14 protein-coding genes are annotated in these 18301 nt (G+C 68.5%); 6 read left to right on the top strand and 8 right to left on the bottom strand.

All coding sequences use genetic code 11. The features are described from left to right. Positions 1 to 21 precede the first annotated feature (21 nt). The 4 genes from phnX to OR37_RS02065 all read right to left on the bottom strand — a co-directional run bounded on the left by phnX (position 22) and on the right by OR37_RS02065 (position 5349). On the bottom strand, positions 22 to 843 hold the full coding sequence (gene phnX / locus OR37_RS02050; RefSeq protein ID WP_004615488.1) for a phosphonoacetaldehyde hydrolase: 822 nt from the start codon (positions 841 to 843) through the stop codon (positions 22 to 24). Beyond that, positions 840 to 1985 carry a TIGR03364 family FAD-dependent oxidoreductase gene (locus OR37_RS02055; RefSeq protein ID WP_004615489.1) on the bottom strand — a complete coding sequence of 382 codons (1146 nt, stop codon included), beginning with the start codon at positions 1983 to 1985 and terminating at the stop codon, positions 840 to 842. Before OR37_RS02055 ends, phnX begins: the two co-directional genes overlap by 4 nt. 319 nt (positions 1986 to 2304) lie before the next feature. Then, positions 2305 to 3021, bottom strand: coding sequence for a phosphatase PAP2 family protein (locus OR37_RS02060; protein ID WP_004615490.1), 717 nt, complete (start codon positions 3019 to 3021; stop codon positions 2305 to 2307). A gap of 12 nt (positions 3022 to 3033) precedes the next feature. After that, the gene (locus OR37_RS02065; protein WP_004615491.1) at positions 3034 to 5349 is read right to left on the bottom strand and encodes a TonB-dependent receptor; all 2316 of its coding nucleotides are present in this window, start codon (positions 5347 to 5349) and stop codon (positions 3034 to 3036) included. A gap of 342 nt (positions 5350 to 5691) precedes the next feature. On the opposite strand from OR37_RS02065, the gene OR37_RS02070 reads away from it, so the two are divergent. The 6 genes from OR37_RS02070 to OR37_RS02095 all read left to right on the top strand — a co-directional run bounded on the left by OR37_RS02070 (position 5692) and on the right by OR37_RS02095 (position 14101). Further along, positions 5692 to 6369: a response regulator transcription factor gene (locus OR37_RS02070; protein WP_004615492.1), complete on the top strand. Its 678-nt coding sequence runs from the start codon at positions 5692 to 5694 to the stop codon at positions 6367 to 6369. Position 6370: 1 nt separating this feature from the next. Then, positions 6371 to 7693, top strand: coding sequence for a sensor histidine kinase (locus OR37_RS02075; protein ID WP_004615493.1), 1323 nt, complete (start codon positions 6371 to 6373; stop codon positions 7691 to 7693). Positions 7694 to 7788: 95 nt separating this feature from the next. Next, complete coding sequence (locus OR37_RS02080) at positions 7789 to 8763, top strand: YncE family protein (protein ID WP_004615494.1); 975 nt, start codon at positions 7789 to 7791, stop codon at positions 8761 to 8763. Continuing rightward, positions 8760 to 10115 (top strand): TolC family protein, encoded by a 1356-nt coding sequence (locus OR37_RS02085; RefSeq protein ID WP_004615495.1) that lies wholly within the window; start codon positions 8760 to 8762, stop codon positions 10113 to 10115. The genes OR37_RS02080 and OR37_RS02085 overlap by 4 nt, the downstream gene beginning before the upstream one ends. Then, positions 10112 to 11020, top strand: coding sequence for a hypothetical protein (locus tag OR37_RS02090; RefSeq protein WP_004615497.1), 909 nt, complete (start codon positions 10112 to 10114; stop codon positions 11018 to 11020). Before OR37_RS02085 ends, OR37_RS02090 begins: the two co-directional genes overlap by 4 nt. Positions 11021 to 11023: 3 nt before the next feature. Further along, entirely contained in the window at positions 11024 to 14101 is a 3078-nt protein-coding gene (locus OR37_RS02095; RefSeq protein WP_004615499.1) for an efflux RND transporter permease subunit, read from the top strand. Positions 14102 to 14126: 25 nt separating this feature from the next. Here OR37_RS02095 and OR37_RS02100 read toward each other — a convergent pair whose 3' ends face one another. From OR37_RS02100 to OR37_RS02115, 4 genes are read right to left on the bottom strand one after another with little or no spacing between them, the layout of a single operon-like run. After that, complete coding sequence (locus OR37_RS02100; RefSeq protein WP_004615500.1) at positions 14127 to 15131, bottom strand: helix-turn-helix domain-containing protein; 1005 nt, start codon at positions 15129 to 15131, stop codon at positions 14127 to 14129. Between the two features lie 4 nt (positions 15132 to 15135). Further along, positions 15136 to 16212, bottom strand: coding sequence for an acetamidase/formamidase family protein (locus OR37_RS02105; protein ID WP_004615501.1), 1077 nt, complete (start codon positions 16210 to 16212; stop codon positions 15136 to 15138). Positions 16213 to 16224: 12 nt separating this feature from the next. Then, positions 16225 to 17019, bottom strand: coding sequence for a 4,5-DOPA dioxygenase extradiol (gene ygiD / locus OR37_RS02110; RefSeq protein WP_004615502.1), 795 nt, complete (start codon positions 17017 to 17019; stop codon positions 16225 to 16227). Further along, positions 17016 to 18239 carry an aromatic ring-hydroxylating oxygenase subunit alpha gene (locus OR37_RS02115; RefSeq protein ID WP_004615503.1) on the bottom strand — a complete coding sequence of 408 codons (1224 nt, stop codon included), beginning with the start codon at positions 18237 to 18239 and terminating at the stop codon, positions 17016 to 17018. The genes ygiD and OR37_RS02115 overlap by 4 nt, the downstream gene beginning before the upstream one ends. Positions 18240 to 18301 lie beyond the last annotated feature (62 nt).

The raw sequence follows: 18301 nt of genomic DNA on the forward strand, positions 1-18301 counted from the left end.
GTCAAGCGGCGAGCGCCCTTTTTAGCGCCGGTCGTCAGGACGCTCGCAACGCGCGATCCGATCCTCGATTTCGGCCAGCACGGGCGGCAGGTCGGCGACGGTCTCGACGACATAGTGCGCCCCGGCGGCGCGCAGGGCTTCGGCGGACGCCTCGATCCGCGCGGCGCGCTCGACCTTGGGCAGCAGGGCCAGGGCGCTCTCTTCCAGGCCGACCCCATTGCCCGAGGCCGACAGTCCGATGGTCCAGGCGCCGACCTCCAGCCCCTCCCCTATGCCGACCGTGGCGTCATCGACCTTGACGCAAGCCCGCGCGGGCCAGGCGCCGAGTTCGACCAAAGCCTTCCACATCATCAGCGGCGACGGCCGGCCCGCCGCCGTCTCGCCGGCGCAAACCACGACGTCGGGCGCGTAACCCTGCTCCGCCGCCAGCGGCAAGATGTCGGCCATCATCGGGCGGGTGTAGCCGGTGGTCGAGCCGATCCCGACACCCCGCGCTCGCAGGTCGGCGACGACCCGGGCGGCGCCAGGAATCAGCTTGGCGCAGTCGCGGGCGGCGGCCCGCATCTTCGGCTCGACGGCGTCATGCAGACGGTCGACATCGGCCTCGGTCGCGGCGGCGCCATGGCGCTCGCGCCAAACGGCGGCGATGCGCGGCATGGCCAGTAGAGCCCGAACGTGGTCGCGCTTCGCCTTGCCCATGTCCATGCGAGCCTCGGCCTTCGAGATCTCGACCCCAGCCTCGGCGAACACCTCGCGGAGCGCCACGACGGGCGCTCGGCATCCGAAGTCGATCATGGTGCCGGCCCAGTCGAACACGACAGCCCGGATGGCGCTCTGGCTCACGCGGCGGTTCCTTGTTTTGGCAGGTCATAGAGGCCGGCGATGACCTCCTCGGCCAGGCCGAACGCGGTCGAGGCGCCCGTGCCGCTGGTCACGGTGACCAACCGCACGCGCGGCATCGGCGCTTCCACCAGGCTATGCCCCCGGGCCGAGGCGTAGGTGCCGGTCCAACGCTCCAGCACCGGCGGCGGCGCCTGGCCGAACACCTTGACGAACTCATCGAGGATCAGGGCGTCGACGTCGTCGCGGGCGAAGGGATCGGGCGTCGGCGCATAGTGGTGGCTGTCGCCGACCACCAGCGAACCATCGGCGCTCTGCACGACGATCAGGTGGATTCCGTGCTCCAGATGAGCGGCCTGTTCGGCCTCCAGCCGGGCGCGCAACGGTTCGGCCTGTGGCAGATCGGCATAGCCGAGATAACGGATCAGGCCGAGGTCGGACATCACCGGCGCCGGCAGCCGCCAGCCCGGATCCGCCAGCCTCAGCATCTGCAGCTTGCAACGCGTCACCTCGGCGCGCGCGAAGTGCTCGGGAAACAGGGTGATCAGGTCGTCGCCTGGGCAAGCGATGATGTTCTCGGCGCGGACGGGCCCGTCCGAAGTCTCCAGACGCCCGGTCTCGACGCTCCGCACCGCGACGCCGCGCCGGAAGGTCACCCCATGCGCGGTCTCCAGCCAAGCGGCGAGACGCGGGATGGCGGTGCGCGACTCGACGCGCAGATCGACCGTGCTGGCCAGGGCTCCCAACACGCGCCCCCCGCCCGGCAGCCGCTCGCCGAGATCGCCGGCGTCAAGCCATTGGCACCCTTGCGCCATCTCGGTCTCGAGAAAGGCCTTCAGAAGGGTCTTGGCCTCTGGCCGACGCGCGACCATCGTGAGGCCGCGTTGCAAGACCTCGATCCCGGCGGCGGGCGCGATCTCGCTCCACACCTGGGCCGACCGACGGGCGCGCCGCCAGACCTCGCCCCGAGCCTGGCCCGTCACCGTCACGAAACCAAAATTGCGCACCGAGGCGCCATTGGCCTGGGCGTCTCGGTCCAGGACGAGGACTCGTTTGCCAAGCCGCGCCGCCGCCAGAGCGTGAGCCAAGCCCACGATGCCCGCGCCGACCACGGCCAGATCGAACTTCTGTTCCAAATCCGTCATTCCTTACCGCCGCGACGGCCTAGATCCCTTGCTAAGACAACCCCGCGACGTCGAGAGGATCCAATGACCCTGTACGGCGGAAGCGGCCTAGAAAATGGAATTCAGGGTCGCCCAAACGGAGCATGACGCGCCGCGCGTCCAGAGCTTTGTGAACTCGTCCGCCATGCGCCGCCATCCTTTACTATCGGGCGCCTTGGTGACACGCGATTGAAGGTCAGCGAAGTCTTCAGGTCCGTTGACGGCATAGGGCCAAAAAGTCGAGGCCGGAAGAGGATGAGCCTCTCCCGGCCTGACGAGAACGACCTTCGGATCGGAACGCTCAGGGGGCCAGCTTGGCCGCCGCCAGTTCGGCCGCCGCCGCGTCGCGATCGGCCTTGAAGGCCGGATTGCGCAGCAGCTCCAAGGCCACCGCCGTCCCCAGCACCTGGCCGCCGACGATGTCGGCGCGGAAGTGCATCCCGCAAACCAGGCGGCTTTCGGCGTAGGTCTTGGCCCGCGCCAGCAGCGCCGGCGCGTGGCTGGGGGCGATGTCGGCCAGCACGACAGCCATGGAATAGCCCATGGTGGCGTGGCCGCTCGGATAGGAGCTCAGCGGCTCGTCCTCGCGGCTGCAGCTGGCCAGGCTGTTGTCGATCAGCCAAGGCCGCTTGCGCTGGAAGCGGTTCTTGGCGGCGTCGGCGGCGGCCTTCTCCTCGGCCCGGACCTCGGCCATCAGCTTGGCCGTGGCCGGAAGGGCCTTAAGGTCGAATCCCGCGCCCATGGCGTCGGAGAAGATCGAGGCGTTCTTGGTCTCGTCGTCGCTCTTGGCCTGGGCCAGGGTCGCCGGCGTGCGCGCGGCGACCACCGCGCGCAGCTCGGAGAGCTCCGAAGCGGCGGCGGCCGAGCCTTCCGCCGGCGGCGGCGGCAGGATGCGGCTGGCGTCCAGTTCGGCGGACGACAGCAGATGGGCCTTGAGCTTGGCGTCCTGAGCGTGCGCGCCGCCGACCGCGACGGTAGCCAGCAGGAGCGAGCAGAGAATGATGCGCGGCTTGGTCATGATCTCTCTCGCCTAGAAGTTGGCCTTGACGGAAATCTGGAAATTCCGCTCGGGCTGGAAGTAATATTGGTCGTAGTCGGTCGTCTTGCCCTGCTTGATGTTCGTGGCCTGCTGGCTGTCGAACAGATTGTAGACCGCGCCCTCGAGACGGTAGCGCCCCACGGTGTAGACCACCTTCAGGTCAGCCGATTGATAGGGCTTGATCCGGTAGGCCGCCGGTTCGCCTTCCGCGGACCACTGCTCGCCGGTGTACTTGTCGGCCAGCGACACCGACCATCCGCCCTGGCGGTACAGCAGGCCGACCGCCGCCGTAGACTTCGGCGCGCCGGAGATCTGCTTGCCGCCGGTGATGGTGACCGGCGTCCCGGCGATCGTGGTCGAGGCGCCCTGAGCCTTGGCCGAGTTCAACGAACCGTTGGCGAACACGAACAGGTGGTTCAGCGCCGCGTAGGTCACCGAACCCTCGAGGCCCTTGTAGGTGGCGCCGCCCAGGTTGAAGTTCACCGTCTCGGTGCCGACCGTCGTGGTCTGCAGCTTGTTGGTGAAATCGATGTAGTAGACGTCGGCGTCCACGGTGACGCGGCCGCCGTGATAGATAACGCCAGCCTGATAGTTGGTGGATTCCTGCGGCTTCAGCTGCGACAGGTTCGGGTTGACCACCTGGGTGACGCTGATGTCCGGCAGCAGGAAGCCCGTCGCATACTGGGCATAGGCCGCCAGGTTGTCGGCGATCTTGTAGTTCGCGGTCAGGAAATAGAGCGTCTTCTCGAAGCGCTTGGAGTCGTGGAACGGCAGACGCGACTTCTGATTGACGTCGGCGTCGACGAAGATCTTCTCGTTCACGTACTTGACGCCCGGCGTGATGGTCAGCGCCGGCGTGACCTTCCAGACGACATCGACGAACGGCTCGTACTGATCCCAGCCCGAGAACTGGTTGTACTCCAGGTACTGGGGCACGCCCGCCAGCACCTTCTGACGATAGTCTGGCGTGCGGCCGCCGTTGGCGCCGATGCCCAGGGTGGCGTCATAGTCCGACCGGAAACGGGGGCCGGTGTCGGCGTGTTCGAGCCAGAGGCCCGCCTTGATCTCGCCGAACGGAACCTGCTGGTTCAGGTGCAGGACGTCACCGTAGATCTTGTAGACGTTCAGCTTGGTGTAGCCGGGAATGTGACCGTTGACCGTGGGTTTGCCGCCCGGCGTGTAGGTGATCTGCAGACCCTTGCTGGCGGCGATGTCCGCCGGCGACAGGGTGACGTCCAGCGCCGACTCCGTATCGTTCTTGTAGTAGTAGGAGTAGAGCGTGTTCTCGAGCTTCAGAGTGTCGGTGATGCTGCCCGCGAGACGCGCGTAGTTGAAATAGGTGTGCTTGTTGACGACGTTGTACCCGTAGTAGTTCGGCGTCGTGGGATCATTGTTCAGGGCGTAGTTCTTGCCGTACAGCGCCACCTGGGTCAGCGTCGCGCCCGCGTTGTCGCTCTGATAGATCTTGGTGTAGTTCCAGGTGCCCAGCAACGTCAGGGCCCAGTCGCCCTTCAGCGGGATCACGCCGCGGACCAACTGGTTGTAGGCTTTGGCCTTGTTGTAGCTCAGATAGCCGTCGGTGCTCAGTTCCTGGAAGTTGAACAGGAACTTGGCGCCGTTCAGCTGATCGATCTTGCCGGTGCTCAGCTTGGTCACCGCCATCCAGGTGTTCCACGAACCGCCCGTGATCAGCTGCGAGCCGCCGCGATCGTCGCTCACTTCCGGCGAGAACAGGTTGACCGAGCCGCCGAACGACGCCACGCCCAGTTGGCTGGCTTCGCCCGGACCGCGATCGACCACGACCGCGCCGACCGTCGACGACGGGAAGAACGAGGTCGAGTGGTGGGTCGGGCCGTTGGCGTCCCCCCAGGGGATGCCGTCATAGGTGATGTTGTATTCGCCGTCCTTGAAGCCGCGCAGCACGGTCTTGGCCTCGCCCAGACCCGGGCCGTTGAATGACGTGCCCGACATGCTGGGCGCGAGATTGATGATCTGGTTGTAGTCGGCCGTGGTCGGCACGAACTGGTCGATGGTCTTGCGGTCGATGATCGCCTGGGGCTGGGTCGCGTTCAGCGAGGTCTTGGTCGGCGCGGCGTCAACGGCCTTGCTGCCGGCCGTGATGACCAACTCATCGACCCGGGTGCCGAAGTCGGCGTTTTCGGGGTCGATCTTCACGGGGTGGGTGCTGTCGGCGGGGTCGCCGGACGCGGCGGCCAAGGCGCCGGTGGCGACGACGCTCGCCGCCAGGATGGAACCCGCCAGCCAGACGGCCCTACGAGCGCGAAAGCGCGACAAAGAAGCTTGCATGATTGATCCCCTAGACCTGATCGACCGGCCGTTGCTTGGTCCGTGTTCGACAGTTGGCGGGTGAGAAACCGCGCGGCGCGGCTAGGGGCAAACCAAGCTTTGGTGACAGTTAAGTGTCTGTTTTTTTACAGTATCCACATTGGGGGAAATCAATCTTTTCGCCACGATGGGGCAAATCGCGAGATGGTTTTATAGAAGTCTTGCGCCCTCCCCATCCAGGTGAGACTCGTTCTCGACAGCTTGGCGGATTGAGCGCGATCGCCTGCTTTTCGGCTCGATCCCAGGGCGGCGAACGCCTTAAAGAGCCCTGACAAGTCTGAAAAATCGGGACACCCTCGCCGCATGAAGCTCTTGGTTGTCGAAGACGACAAGGAAGGCGGCGCCTATCTGCGTCGCGCCCTTTCGGAGGCCGGTCATACGGTTGATCTCGCCGCCGACGGTCGCGAAGGGCTGATGCTGGCGGCCGGCGAGCCCTATGACGTCATCCTGCTGGATCGGATGTTGCCCCAGCTGGACGGTCTGGCGATTCTGCGGACGATCCGGGCGGCGGGCGTGAAGACGCCGGTTCTGCTCCTGACAGCCCTGGGCGGCATCGACGATCGGGTCGAAGGCCTGGAGGCTGGCGGCGACGACTATCTGGTCAAGCCCTACGCCGTCGCGGAACTGCTGGCCCGGGTGAACGCCCTGGCTCGCCGGCCGCCGCCGCAGGAGACTCCGTCGGTGCTGCGGGTCTCGGACCTCACCCTGAACCTTCTCAAGCGCTCGGTCACGCGCGCGGGCCAGCGCATCGAGCTGCAGCCGCGAGAGTTCCAGCTGCTGGAATATCTGATGCGCCACGCCGGCCGGGTGGTGACCCGGACCATGCTGCTTGAAAGCGTTTGGGACTTCCACTTCGACCCCAAGACCAACATCGTCGAGACCCATATGAGCCGCCTGCGCGGCAAGGTCGATCGCGGCCACAAGCACGAACTGATCCATACGGTGCGCGGCGCCGGATACTGCCTGCGCGAGCCGGACTGAGGTGTTCCGCTCGACCAGCCTGCGCCTGGCCGCCCTCTACACCACGGTCTTCGCCGTCTCCGTGGCGGCGCTAGGGGCCTTGACGCTGTTCGCGACGCGGGCGGCGCTATCCGAGCAGTTCGAAGCGCGCATTGCGTCCGAGTCCGCGGCGTTGGCGCAGGAATATCTGACAGAGGGCTTCGCGGGCGTCCTTCAGGCGATCCAGGAACGCGACCGCACGCCGGGCGCCCTGGACTATGGCCTGCGGGGTCCGCGCGGCGAGCCGCTGGCCGGCAGCCTGGCCAAGTCAGACGCGCCCCCGGGCTGGTCGACCGTGGTCCTCCCCTCGACCGAGGGCCGGCGCGAACCGGTCCGCATTCTGACCACCCGGCTTCCGGATGGTCATTGGCTGCTAGTCGGCGACGACGAGCAGCGGATCGAGGCGGTCGACGGCGCGGTGCTGCGCGGCTTCGGCGGGGCCTTTGTCGGCTTGGTGGTGCTGGGCGTGCTGGGCGGATTCGCGCTGAGCCGAGACGTCCACCGGCGTCTGGCGGCGATCTCCGGCACGGCGGAAGCCATCATCGACGGCGATCTGGCCCGTCGCGTTCCGGTGCGCGGCTCGGACGACGACCTGGACCGCTTGGCCATCACCATCAACCGGATGCTCGACCGCATCGCCCAGTTGATGGAGAGCCTGCGCCAGGTTTCCAATGATGTCGCCCACGACCTGCGCACGCCCCTGACGCGCCTCCGCCAACGGCTGGAGATGAGCCTCGGCTCCGAGGCCGAGCGCGGCGCGGCCATCGAAGGCGCCCTGGCCGACCTGGACGCCATCCTCGACACCTTCGCCGCCCTGCTGCGCATCGCCCAGATCGAGGGCGGCGCGCGGCGCGCGGGCTTCCGGCCGACCGACCTCTCGGCGATCGCCGGCAATGTCGCCGACGCCTTCATGCCCTCCGCCGAGGACGTCCAGCGGATTATCGTCCTCGACGCTCCCTCCCCCTTGCTGATCGAGGGCGACCCCGAACTTCTGACTCAGATGGTGGTCAATCTGGTCGAGAACGCGCTACGCCACACCCCCGCCGGCGCGCGGATCGTGGTCCAGACCTCGCGGCGAAACGGCCAGCCGACCTTGGCGGTCATCGACGATGGTCCCGGCGTTCCAGAGGCCGAGCGCGAGCGGGTCTTCGACCGCTTCCACCGCCTGGAGGCCAGCCGTTCGACACCCGGCAGCGGCCTTGGCCTGGCGCTGGTGGCCGCCGTCGCGAGGCTGCATGGCGGCGAAGCAACCCTGCGCGACGCGGGGCCGGGCCTTGAGGCCCGGGTTTCATTCCCCGCTTTGTGACGGCTTCGCGACCGGAACATTGGCATTTCACAATCCCCCAGCCATGTGGCGGCCAGCCGAGCGCCCCTAGGGCAATCTCCTTCAAGGAGACGACCATGCGCCTCGCCCCCCTCGCCTTCGCCGCCCTTCTGGCGTCCAGCGCCGTCCAGGCCGCCACGCCCGGCTTCCACGTCATCGACCGTATCGCCGGCCCTGACGGCGGCTGGGACTATGTCAGCGTTGAGGCTGGTCGGGCCCTGATCGCCCGCAACGCGGCCGTCACGGCTATGGACCTCAAGTCCCGCGCCGTGACCCCCGCTTTCGCCCCCGCGACCAAAGGTCACGCGGCCTTGGTCGTGAACGACGGCAAGGAGGTCTTGATCACCAACGGAGGAACCGACACCGTCACCTTCGTCGACGCGATCTCGGGCGCGCCGATCGCCTCCGTGGCCACCGGCAAAAAGCCGGACGCGGCGACCTTCGATCCGCGTTCGGGCCTCGTCCTGGTCATGGACCATGCCGGCGGCGACGTGACCCTGATCGATCCCAAGGCCCACAAGGCCGTGGGCGCGATCCCGATCGGCGGCGCCCTGGAGGCCGCGGCGGTCGATGGCGAGGGGCGCGCCTTCGTCAATGTCGAGAACAAGAACGAGATCGTCGCCTTGGATATCGCCGCACGCAAGACGATCGCCCACTACGCCCTGGCCGACTGCGACGGACCGACGGGCATCGTCCACGCCCAGGGGCGTCTGGTCGCGGCCTGCGATGGCTCCGTCGTCGTCGTCGACGCCAAGACCGGCCGTCAACTGCAAACCGTCAAGACGGGCGGCGGCGCGGACGGCCTCGCCTATGATCCGGCCGGCAAGCGCGTCTTCGTTCCGGCGGGCGAGACTGGCCAGCTGGCCGTGTTCGGCTTCGCCGGCGGCGTCCTGGCTCTAGAGGAGACCGTTCCGACCGAGGTCGGCGCCCGCACGATCGCCTTCGATCCGGCCAGCGGCCACGTGCTGTTGCCCTCGGCCGAGGTGACGACGCGCGACGGAAAGCGCGCCGTCGCGCCGGGCACGTTCCATCTGCTCGTCGTCGGCCGATGAAACGACCCACGGCCCAAGCCATCCTGCTGACCGCCGCGTGTCTGGTCGCGGGCTGCGCCCACTACGCGCCCGCGCCAATCCACGCCGAGGCCCTGCCCGATCGCCTGGAGGCCGCGCGCCTGGACCAGAAGCCGCCGGGGGCGGCCTGGACGATGGCCGACCTATTGGCCGTCGCGCTCGCCCGCAATGCTAACGTCACCGAGGCCGCCGCCAAATATCGCACCGCGCTGGCGGCCGCGAAGGCCGCGCGCGTCGCGCCGGGCGCGTCCCTGACGCTGACAGCCGAATACGCCAACGATCCTAGCACATCCTCGCCGTGGCTGTTGGGCGGAGGATCCGACATCCCTCTGGACGTCGGCGCGCGGCGGTCCACGCGGACCGGCATGGCGGATCTCGCCGCCGTCCAGGCGCTGCACGACTACGCCGAAACGGTCTGGAACGTTCGAACCGCCCTGCAACGGGCCGTCGCGGAACGCGCGGCGGCCGACGCGGAGCGCGTGCTGGCGAGCGAATGGACCACGCTTCGACAACAGCGGCTTGACCGGCTGGAGCGCCGTGTCGCCGCCGGCGCCGACGACCGCGCTCTGGCGCTTGCCGCGCGGGCCGATCTCAACGCGGCGCATCGTCGAGAAACCGAGGCCTCCGGTCGACGCCAGGCCGCCGACGCGGCGCTGGCCCAGGCCTTGGGCGTCACGCCCGCCGCCGTAACGGGCCTGGTCATCGCGCCACGGTCGGCGGCGCCAGACCCGTCCGACCTCTCCGGCCGCCGTCGGTCCGCCGCCCTCTCCCGCCGCGACGTCCTCAAGGCGATCATCGACTACGACATCGCCGAAAACGCGCTGCGGCTGGAAGTCGCCAAACAGTATCCGGAGGTTCGCCTCGGGCCCGGCTACACCTGGGAACGCGGCCTCACCAAGCTGCCGTTCAACCTCAACCTCGCGCTGCCGCCCTGGGACATGAACCGCGCCGCGATCGCCCAGGCCGAGGCCAAGCGCGCCGAGGCGGCCCGAACGCTGGAAGCGGTGCAAGCCGCCGCGCTGAGCGCCGTGGATCAGGCCGCAGCGGCGCTGAAGGCCGCCCGAGCCTCGGAAGCGACGGTCCAGCGGGACTTGCCCAACGCTCTGCGCCAAGCCGCATCCGCCGACCGCGCGGCCAAGGCTGGCGAGACCGATCGGGTCGAGGCCTTGCAAGCCGAGGCCGCCGTCGTCGAGGCGCGCCTCGCGGACGGCAACGCCCGCAAGGCCTCGGCCCTCGCCGTCATCGACCTGGAAGACGCCCTGCGCGCGCCCTTCGATCCGGCCGAGACGCCCATCCTCGATCAATCGATCAAAGCCCTGGAAGTCCATCCATGAAGCCCGCCCTTTTGGCGCTCGCCCTGCTGGTCGCGCCCCTGGCCGCTCAAGCGGAGCCGGCGATCAAGCTGGACCCAGCCGCCCAGAAGCGCATCGGCGTCGTCGTGGCCCCCCTCGCCGCCGCGCATCGCTCCGGCGCCGCGACCGGCTTCGCCCGCGTTCTGGACGTCAGCCCCCTGGCGACGCTAGACGCCGATCTGGCCACGGCCGCCGCCGCCGCCGCCGCCTCGTCGGCCGAAGCCGCTCGGACCCAGGCCCTGGCCGCCGAAGACGCCACCGTGTCTCGCAAGGCGGCCGAGGCCGCTCGGGCGCAAGCGCGGGCCGACGCTATCAAGCTGGCCCTGTTGCGCCGTCGGGTGGCCCTGGAGTGGGGCCCCGCTTTCGCCGCCGATGCTCGCCGCGCGCGCGTGATCGCGGACGTCGCGTCCGGGCGGGCGGCGCTGGTGCGCGTCGACGCCGCCGCCAGCCTGGAAGGCGTTCGTACCATGCGCCTGGACCTCGGCCCGCAAGGCAGCGCGGGGGCCACGGTCCTCGGCGTCGCCCGCGTCGCCGACCCACGCCTCCAATCCGCCGGACTGATCGGCCTGGTCTCCGGTCCCAAGGCCGCTTTGCTCTCGGTCGGCATGACCGCCACCGCCATCCTGGATCGCGCCGATGGCGCGGCGGGGGCTGTTCTGCCGCGCGCGGGCCTTGTGCGCGTCGGCGGACTCACCTTCGCCTATGTCCGCAAGGGCGCCGACCAGTTCGAGCGCCGGCCAGTGGTCGGCGGCGCGCCCCAGATGGACGGCCTGTTCGCGCCGACCGGCTTCAGGCCTGGCGAGCTCGTCGTCGTCGAAGGCGCGGCGGCGCTTCTGGCGGCCGAAACCGCGCCGCCCAAGTCGGACGCCAAGAAGGACGAGGACTAGACCGTGCTCTCCGCCATCGTCCGCTGGTCGCTGGATCGGCCTCGCCTGGTCGCCGTCACGGCGCTGGTGCTGCTGGTGTACGGCGGCCTGACCCTGTCGCGCGCCAAGTTCGACGTCTTCCCCGATTTCGTACCCGCCCAGGCCGAGGTCCAGACAGAGGCCCCGGGCCTCACCGCCGAACAGGTCGAGCAGCTGGTCACGCGACCGGTCGAGCAAGCGGTCAACGGCGCCGCCGGCGTCGCGGCCGTGCGCTCGGAGTCCATCCAGGGCCTGTCGGTGGTCAATGTGGTGTTCGCGGAAGGCTCAGATCCGTATCGCGCCCGCCAGGTCGTGGCCGAGGCGCTGGGCGAGATCAACGGAACCCTGCCGGCGGGCGTCGACGCCCCCAAGGTCGCCCCGCTGACCTCATCGACCATGGACCTGCTGAAGATCGGCTTCACCTCCGATAAGCTGAGCCCGATGGCGCTGCGCGATCTGGTGCAATGGACGGTGCGGCCGCGCCTGCTGGCGACGCCCGGCGTGGCCCGCGCCACGGTCTATGGCGGCGAGGTGCGCCGTTTCGAGGTTCGCGCCCGTCCCGCCGATCTGGCGGCCCGCGACCTTTCCCTCGGTGATCTCGTCGCCGCCGTGAAGACCGCCACCGGCGTCAGCGGCGGCGGCTTCATCGACACCCCCGAACAGCGCATCCTGATCGAGGCGCGCGGCCAGGCGCGCTCGCCTTCCGACATCGCCGCCGCGCCGATCAATGTCGGGGGCCAATCGGGCGCGCCCGTCCGGATCGGCGACGTCGCCGATGTGGTCTCCGCGCCGGCGCCCGATGTCGGCGAAGCCCTGATCATGGGCAAGCCCGGCGTGCTGGTCAGCCTCTCCAGCCAATATGGAGCCAACACCCTGAACGCCACGCGCGCGGTCGAGGCCTCGCTCGCCGAGCTGAGGCCCGCGCTGGACGCCCAGGGCGTCAGAATGGAGGCAGGGCTGCACCGTCCGGCCAACTTCATTGGGACCGCCCTTTCCGGCATCACCGAGGACCTGGTGATCGGGGCGGTGCTGATCGCGTTGGTCCTGCTCGTCTTCATGCGAGGTCTCCGCGCGGTGGCGGTGTCCTTCGTCTCGATCCCGCTGTCGCTGCTGACCGCCGTGATCGTGCTGGACCGCCTGGGCTGGACCATCAACACCATGACCCTCGGCGGCCTGGCCGTCGCCCTGGGCGTGGTGGTCGACGACGCCGTGATCGATGTCGAGAACATCGTGCGCCGCTTGCGGCTGCGGGGCGAGGAAGCCGCCGCCGACATCGTTTTGGCCGCCTCGCTGGAGGTGCGCGCGCCGGTGATCTACGCGACGCTCGTCGTGGCCCTGGTGCTGGTCCCGGTGCTGCTGCTGCATGGCCTGCAAGGCGCGTTCTTCGCGCCGCTGGCCGCCGCCTTCATCGTGGCGACGGCGGCGTCTTTGGCCGTCGCCATCGTGGTCACGCCGCCGCTGGCCCTGCTGATGCTGGACAGGGCGCGCTTGCCCGAGGAACCCGCCTTCCTGACCCGCGCCAAGGCCTGGCACGAAGGGGTGCTGACCCGCGTCTGCGATCGCTCCACCTGGGCTCTTATCGCCGCCGTGGTCGCGACCCTGCTCACCGCCGGCGGTCTGTTACTGTTCAATTCGGAGCTTCTGCCCAGCTTTCGCGAGGGACATTTCGTCCTGGTCGTCTCCACGCCGCCAGGAACCTCGCTGAATGTCATGCGGCGATACGGCGAGGGGGTCACCCGCGATCTGCTGGCCATTCCTGGCGTCGCCACCGTCGAACAACAGATTGGCCGGTCGCCGGGCGGTGAAGACACCTTCGGCCCCGAGCGCAGCGAGTTCCACGTCGAACTGAAGCCGCACCTGTCGGGCAAGGACCAGGACCGCATTCAGAAGGCCATCCACGAAACGCTCGACGCCTATCCAGGCTTGCGCAGCGAGGTGATGACCTTCCTGGGCGACCGCATCGGCGAGTCTCTGACCGGTGAAACGGCCGCGCTCAGCGTGGGCGTCTACGGCGCCGACCTCGACATCCTGGACAGGACGGCCGCCCAGATCGCGGCGGTGATGGAAAAGGTCCCGGGCGCGGTCGACGTCAAGGTCCAGACCCCGCCCGGCACGCCCGTGGTGCGCGTCGATCTCGACCTGCCCGCCCTGGCGCGCTACGGCCTGACGCCCGCAGAAGCCTTGCAAGCCGTGCAGACCGCCTATCAGGGCGCGACCGCCGCTCAGATCTACGAAGAGACCCGGGCGATCGACATCGCCGTGACCACCCGGCCCGAGCTGCGCCAAGATCCCGAAAGCGTCGGCGATCTGCTGCTGCGGTCCAGTTCGGGCATGGTCGTTCCGCTGAAATCGGTCGCCCGTGTCGCCCTCGCCGAGGGTCGAACCAGCGTCTCGCACGAAGGCGGACGCCAGCGTCAGGTCGTCACCGCCAATCCGGCGCCCAAGGACGCCCAGAAGGTCACCGACGCGGTCCAGAAGGCGATCGCCAAGCAGGTCGTCCTGCCCCCCGGCGTCTATCTTGACTATGGCGGCGCGGCCGCGGGCGCGCGGGCGGCGCAACGGGAACTGGCCTTCAATATCGCCATCGCCCTGGGCGCCATCGTCGCGGTGCTGCTGATCGCGTTCGGCGACGGCCGGGCCGTGGCGCTGATCGTCGCCGCCGCGCCCTTCGCCCTCGTGGGCGGGGTAGTAGCCGTGGCCCTGACCGGCGCCAGTCTCTCGCTGGGCTCGCTGGTTGGCTTCGTCACCTTGTTCGGGGTGGCGGCCCGCAACGCGATCCTGCTGGTCTCGCACCTGGATCACCTGATCACCGCCGAGGGACAGACCTGGTCGCTGGCGACCCTGATCCGCGCGACCCGCGAGCGCGTCACGCCGATCCTGATGACCGCCCTGGTCACCGCCCTGGGCGTGCTGCCGCTGGCGGTCCAGACGGGCCAGGCCGGGCGCGAGATCCAAGGACCGATGGCCATCGTCATCCTGGGCGGCCTGGTCAGCTCGACCCTGGCCAGCCTGGTTCTGCTGCCGGCCTTGATCTGGCGCTTTGGTCGCGCCCAACGCGCCTAGAGAACACAGGTTCGAGGCGTCTCGGTCAGGCCGGACTCGAATAGATTTCAGGCGGAAGCCGAGGCGCGCCGTCGCTGGCGCGGGGGATTTCTCGGCCCTGCCGAAACTCCCTCGGCGACTGGCCGTACTGCTCGCGGAAGGCCCGGCTGAAATGGGCCGAGCCGTTGAAGCCCCAGCGGAAGCAGATCTCCGAGATCGACAGCCGCGCGTGTTGCGGACTGGCCAGGTCGATGCGGCAGCGATCCAGCCGACGCGACCGCAGATAATGGCTGAACGTCTCGTTGGCCGAGGCGAACAGCTTCTGCACGTAACGCGGCGAGACGCCCTCCTCGTCCGCGACGCGGCGCAGGGAGAGGTCCGGGTCGGGCAACAGGGTCTCGATGGTCTGGCACAGCCGCTGCAGGTGCGCCGTCGGCGTCGAGGCGTCGGCGGCGTCCGCGCTGGCCGCGCCGCGCTCCAGCAGGCACTGCGCCAGGAACTCGGTCAGGGCCAGGTCGACCGGCCGCAGCTGATCGACCGAAAGGTTCTCCAGCTCCTCCGCCGTCGCCCGCAACAGGTCGGACAGAATGCGCGGCACGCCTTGGGAGCCCTCAAGCCAACCCACACGCAAATTGAACGGCTTGATCAAGCGGTGATCCAGCGCAACGCGCGGCGCGCGCACGAACAGCAGGCGCGAGCGCGTCTCAAGGCGGAGGGCCGCGGCGTGTCCGGTCGGGCCAAAGGCGATGTCGCCCGGCGATATGCTGGCGGCCAGGTCCTCGGTGACCAGGGTCGCCTCGCCGTGAAGCAGCACCGCCAGCCAGACCGCCGCCGGCTGCCCCGAGAGGCGCCCCGAGATCGTCTGGGCGCCAGCCTCGACCAAGGCGAATTCGATCCCCAGCGGCGAGGTCAGGCAAACCACCGAGGCCGCCGCCGGCTCGCCGTCCGAAAGGCCTTCGATCGGAAGGCCCAGCCGCCCCATGGCCTCGCGCCAGGCTTCCGCCCGCTCGGCACGGGGGTGGCTTTCGGTGCTGAACGACCAGGCCTTCATGCGCCTAGTCCCGCATCTTGGGGAAGATGTCGCGCGGCACCCGCACGTGGCAGCCTTGAGTGCCGTCGACCACCTGGGTGACGCCGAAGTCGGCCGCCACGCTCATCAGCGAATAGGCGTCGTTCCGCGACAGCCCGACCTGGTCGCTGAGCAGGCTCAGCATCTTGGTCGAGGCGTCGCGCATAGCCAGGTCAAGATCCTCGTTGAAGCCGTGGACGATCCACCATTTGGGCGTCTCCAGCAGCGGGCCCGGCGTCTGGATATCCTTGCGTAGAACGATCTGCATCAGGACGTTCAGCGAGCTTTCGATGGCGGTGCCCGAGATCTCGCCATCGCCCTGGCTGACATGGGGGTCGCCAATCGAGAACAGGCCGCCCTCGACCTGAACGGTGTAGTACATCGTCGCCCCGGCCCCGATGCGCCAGTTGTCGATATTGCCGCCATGCTCGCCGGGCGGGATGGTGCTGACGCGACCGTCGACCGCGGGCGCGACGCCGGCGGTGCCCAGGTGCGGACGAGCGGGCACGCGAACGCCCTTCAGGGCCGGCTGGCGATCGCACGCGGGGCAGTGGGTGATCGTGCCCGGGATCAGGTACTTGCCTTCGAAATCGTAGGCATAAAGGGCGCTGGCGGTGTTGGTGTTCGGGTCCAGCTCGTAGATCGTCACCCGCTCCTTCTCGTCGAAATCCTTGTAGAGGTGGCCCCAGTTGGCCGCGAGGTTGGAGCCGTAATTGTTGCGCGGGACCATGCGCAGATAGCGCACTTCCAGCACGTCGCCCGGCTTGGCGTCCTCGACATAGATCGGTCCGGTCATGATGTGGACGCCGGGGTTGCGATCGTCCTCGGGGATCTCCTTGAAGATTCGGGTGACGCCTTCGTCCATCATCAGTTCCGGCGCGTCGCCGGCATGGTGGGTAATGGCCTCGGCCTGGACGAGGTCGCCGCTCTTGATGCGCAGCGAAGGCGGGGTCGCCGGGTCGAAATAGCCCCAGTGCACGGTCTGAGGCGTGGCTTTCAGATGGTGCAGCGCGCCAGGAACGACGTCGGGGCGGGTCTGGCCGGGTTCGCAGATAAAGGACATCGAAGTCTCCGATCAGGCGGCTTGAGGCGTGAGCGTGACCGTGGTCATGCTCAAGGAGCCGTGCTCGATGTGATCTGGGGCGAAGGCGACGCGGTCGCCGGGCTGGCGCGCGCCCAGCACGTAAAGCAGCGGCCAGTAATGGTCTGGCGTCGGAACCGAGCGCTGGGCGTCCTGGCCCTGGCTCTCGAAATCCACCGCCCGCTCGGGCGCGTCCTCGACGATGGCGGTCTTGATGTAGTCGTTGAACCGCTGGGACCAGTCGTAGGGCCGGCAGTGGCGGTCGCCCCAGTCCATGGCCGGTAGGTTATGGACGATATTGCCGGTGCCGACGATCAGCACGCCTTCGTCTCTGAGCGGCGCCAGGCGCTGGCCGATCTCGAAGTGCCAGGCCGGCGGCTTCGTCGCGTCCATGCCCAGCTGCACCACCGGCACGTCGGCGGCGGGAAAGGCCTTGCCCAGCACCGACCATGTCCCGTGGTCCAAGCCCCAGCCGCTCTCGTCCAGCGCCACCGGCGTCGGCGCGAGGATCTCGCGAACCCGCGCGGCCAGCTCGGGTGAACCCGGCGCGGGATATTGCTGGTCGAACAGGGCCTTGGGAAAGGATGCTCCGAAATCATGGATGGTGCGCGGCTTGGTCATGGCCGTCACCGCTATGCCGCGCGTCAGCCAGTGCGCCGAAACGCAGAGGATCGCCTTGGGGCGGCCAACGGCGTCGCCGATGGCCTTCCAGGTCCTTGTGGTGTCGTTGGTCTCCAGCGCGATCATCGGGCTGCCGTGACCGAAGAAGATGACCGGCAGGCGGCTCACGCGGCGGCCTCCTCATTGGCGGGCGCCGGCGCGCCGGCAGCCTTCAGGGCCGTCCAGGCCCGTTGGTAGCGCGGCGTCAGCCAGCGGTTGAACTGCACCTGCGCCCCCTCCTGCCAGGAATAGCGACCCCGAATGGCGAACCGCGAGCGCAGGCCCTGCTGAACCAGTTCGTCGACATGCATGTCCTGGGCGATGATCTTGCCCGCCGAGGTCATGATCATCTCGAGGCGCTCCTCGAAGCCGGGCGTCTCGGTCGCGCCTGGCGCCACCAGAAGGCCGGTGTCCTGTTCCATGGTCTCGGGACCCGTCGGTCGCAGGATCAGATAGATGACCATGTCGCTGGTCATCACCAGCGACAGCGTCGGCGGGATATTGGCGAAGGTCGCGCGGTTGCGATCGGTCTCGCTCAGCTTTGGAAAGACCGGCAGCACGGCCTTCTGGGTTGGGTTGAAGCTGACATCGGCGTGCAGCGTGCCATTGAAGCGCAGGAAACCCGCGTCGCCCGCTCCGGCCTCGGGGAAGCTGCACAGCTCGCTGGGAATGAAGTCGTGCAGCGGCCCCCGGTGCAGCTTGCTGGCGTGATAGCCGTCGTTGTTGTTCTCGAACATCACCTTCCAGTTCCAGGCGAACTGACCGGTCATCGGCGGCGAAAGGCCCTCGGCGTTCGCCAGGTCGTAATTGGCGATGGCGGCCTCCACCGCCTCCAGACGCGGGGCCAGCGGCGGAGCCTCGGCGTCGAAATTGATGAAGACGAAGCCCAGCCAGATCTCGACCTTGAAGGTCGGCAGCTTCACCGCCTTCTTGTCGAAGTCGCAGGTCCGCTCCATCGCCGGCGCGTTCACCAGATCGCCGTTCAGCGAGTAGACCCAGTGATGATAGGGACAGACGAAGCCCCGCGTGTTGCCCCGTCCCTCGGCCACCAGCATGGCGCGATGCTGACATACGGCCGACATCGCCTTGATCTCGTTGTCGCGATTGCGCGTGATGACGATTGGCTCGCCGATGATGCGCGTCGTGAAGAAGTCGCCTGGCTCCTTGACCCAGTCCACGCGCCCGACGCACAGCCATTCATGATTGAACAGCGCCTCCTTCTCGAACTCGTAGAAGTCGGCGTCGGTGTAGCAGGCCGGCGGCAGGGTCTCGGCGGCCTCGACGCCCAGCATCGACCGTGAAAGGCCGTCGAAAAAGGCGTCGCTGAGAAAGCTCGGGCGCGGGTTCATCGTGAGGCGCTCTGAAAGTCGAAGTCGACCCTGACGCTAGGACCGGACCATGAGCGGGTCTT

Source organism: Caulobacter vibrioides OR37 (assembly GCF_000372645.1).
Classification (GTDB): domain Bacteria; phylum Pseudomonadota; class Alphaproteobacteria; order Caulobacterales; family Caulobacteraceae; genus Caulobacter; species Caulobacter vibrioides_E.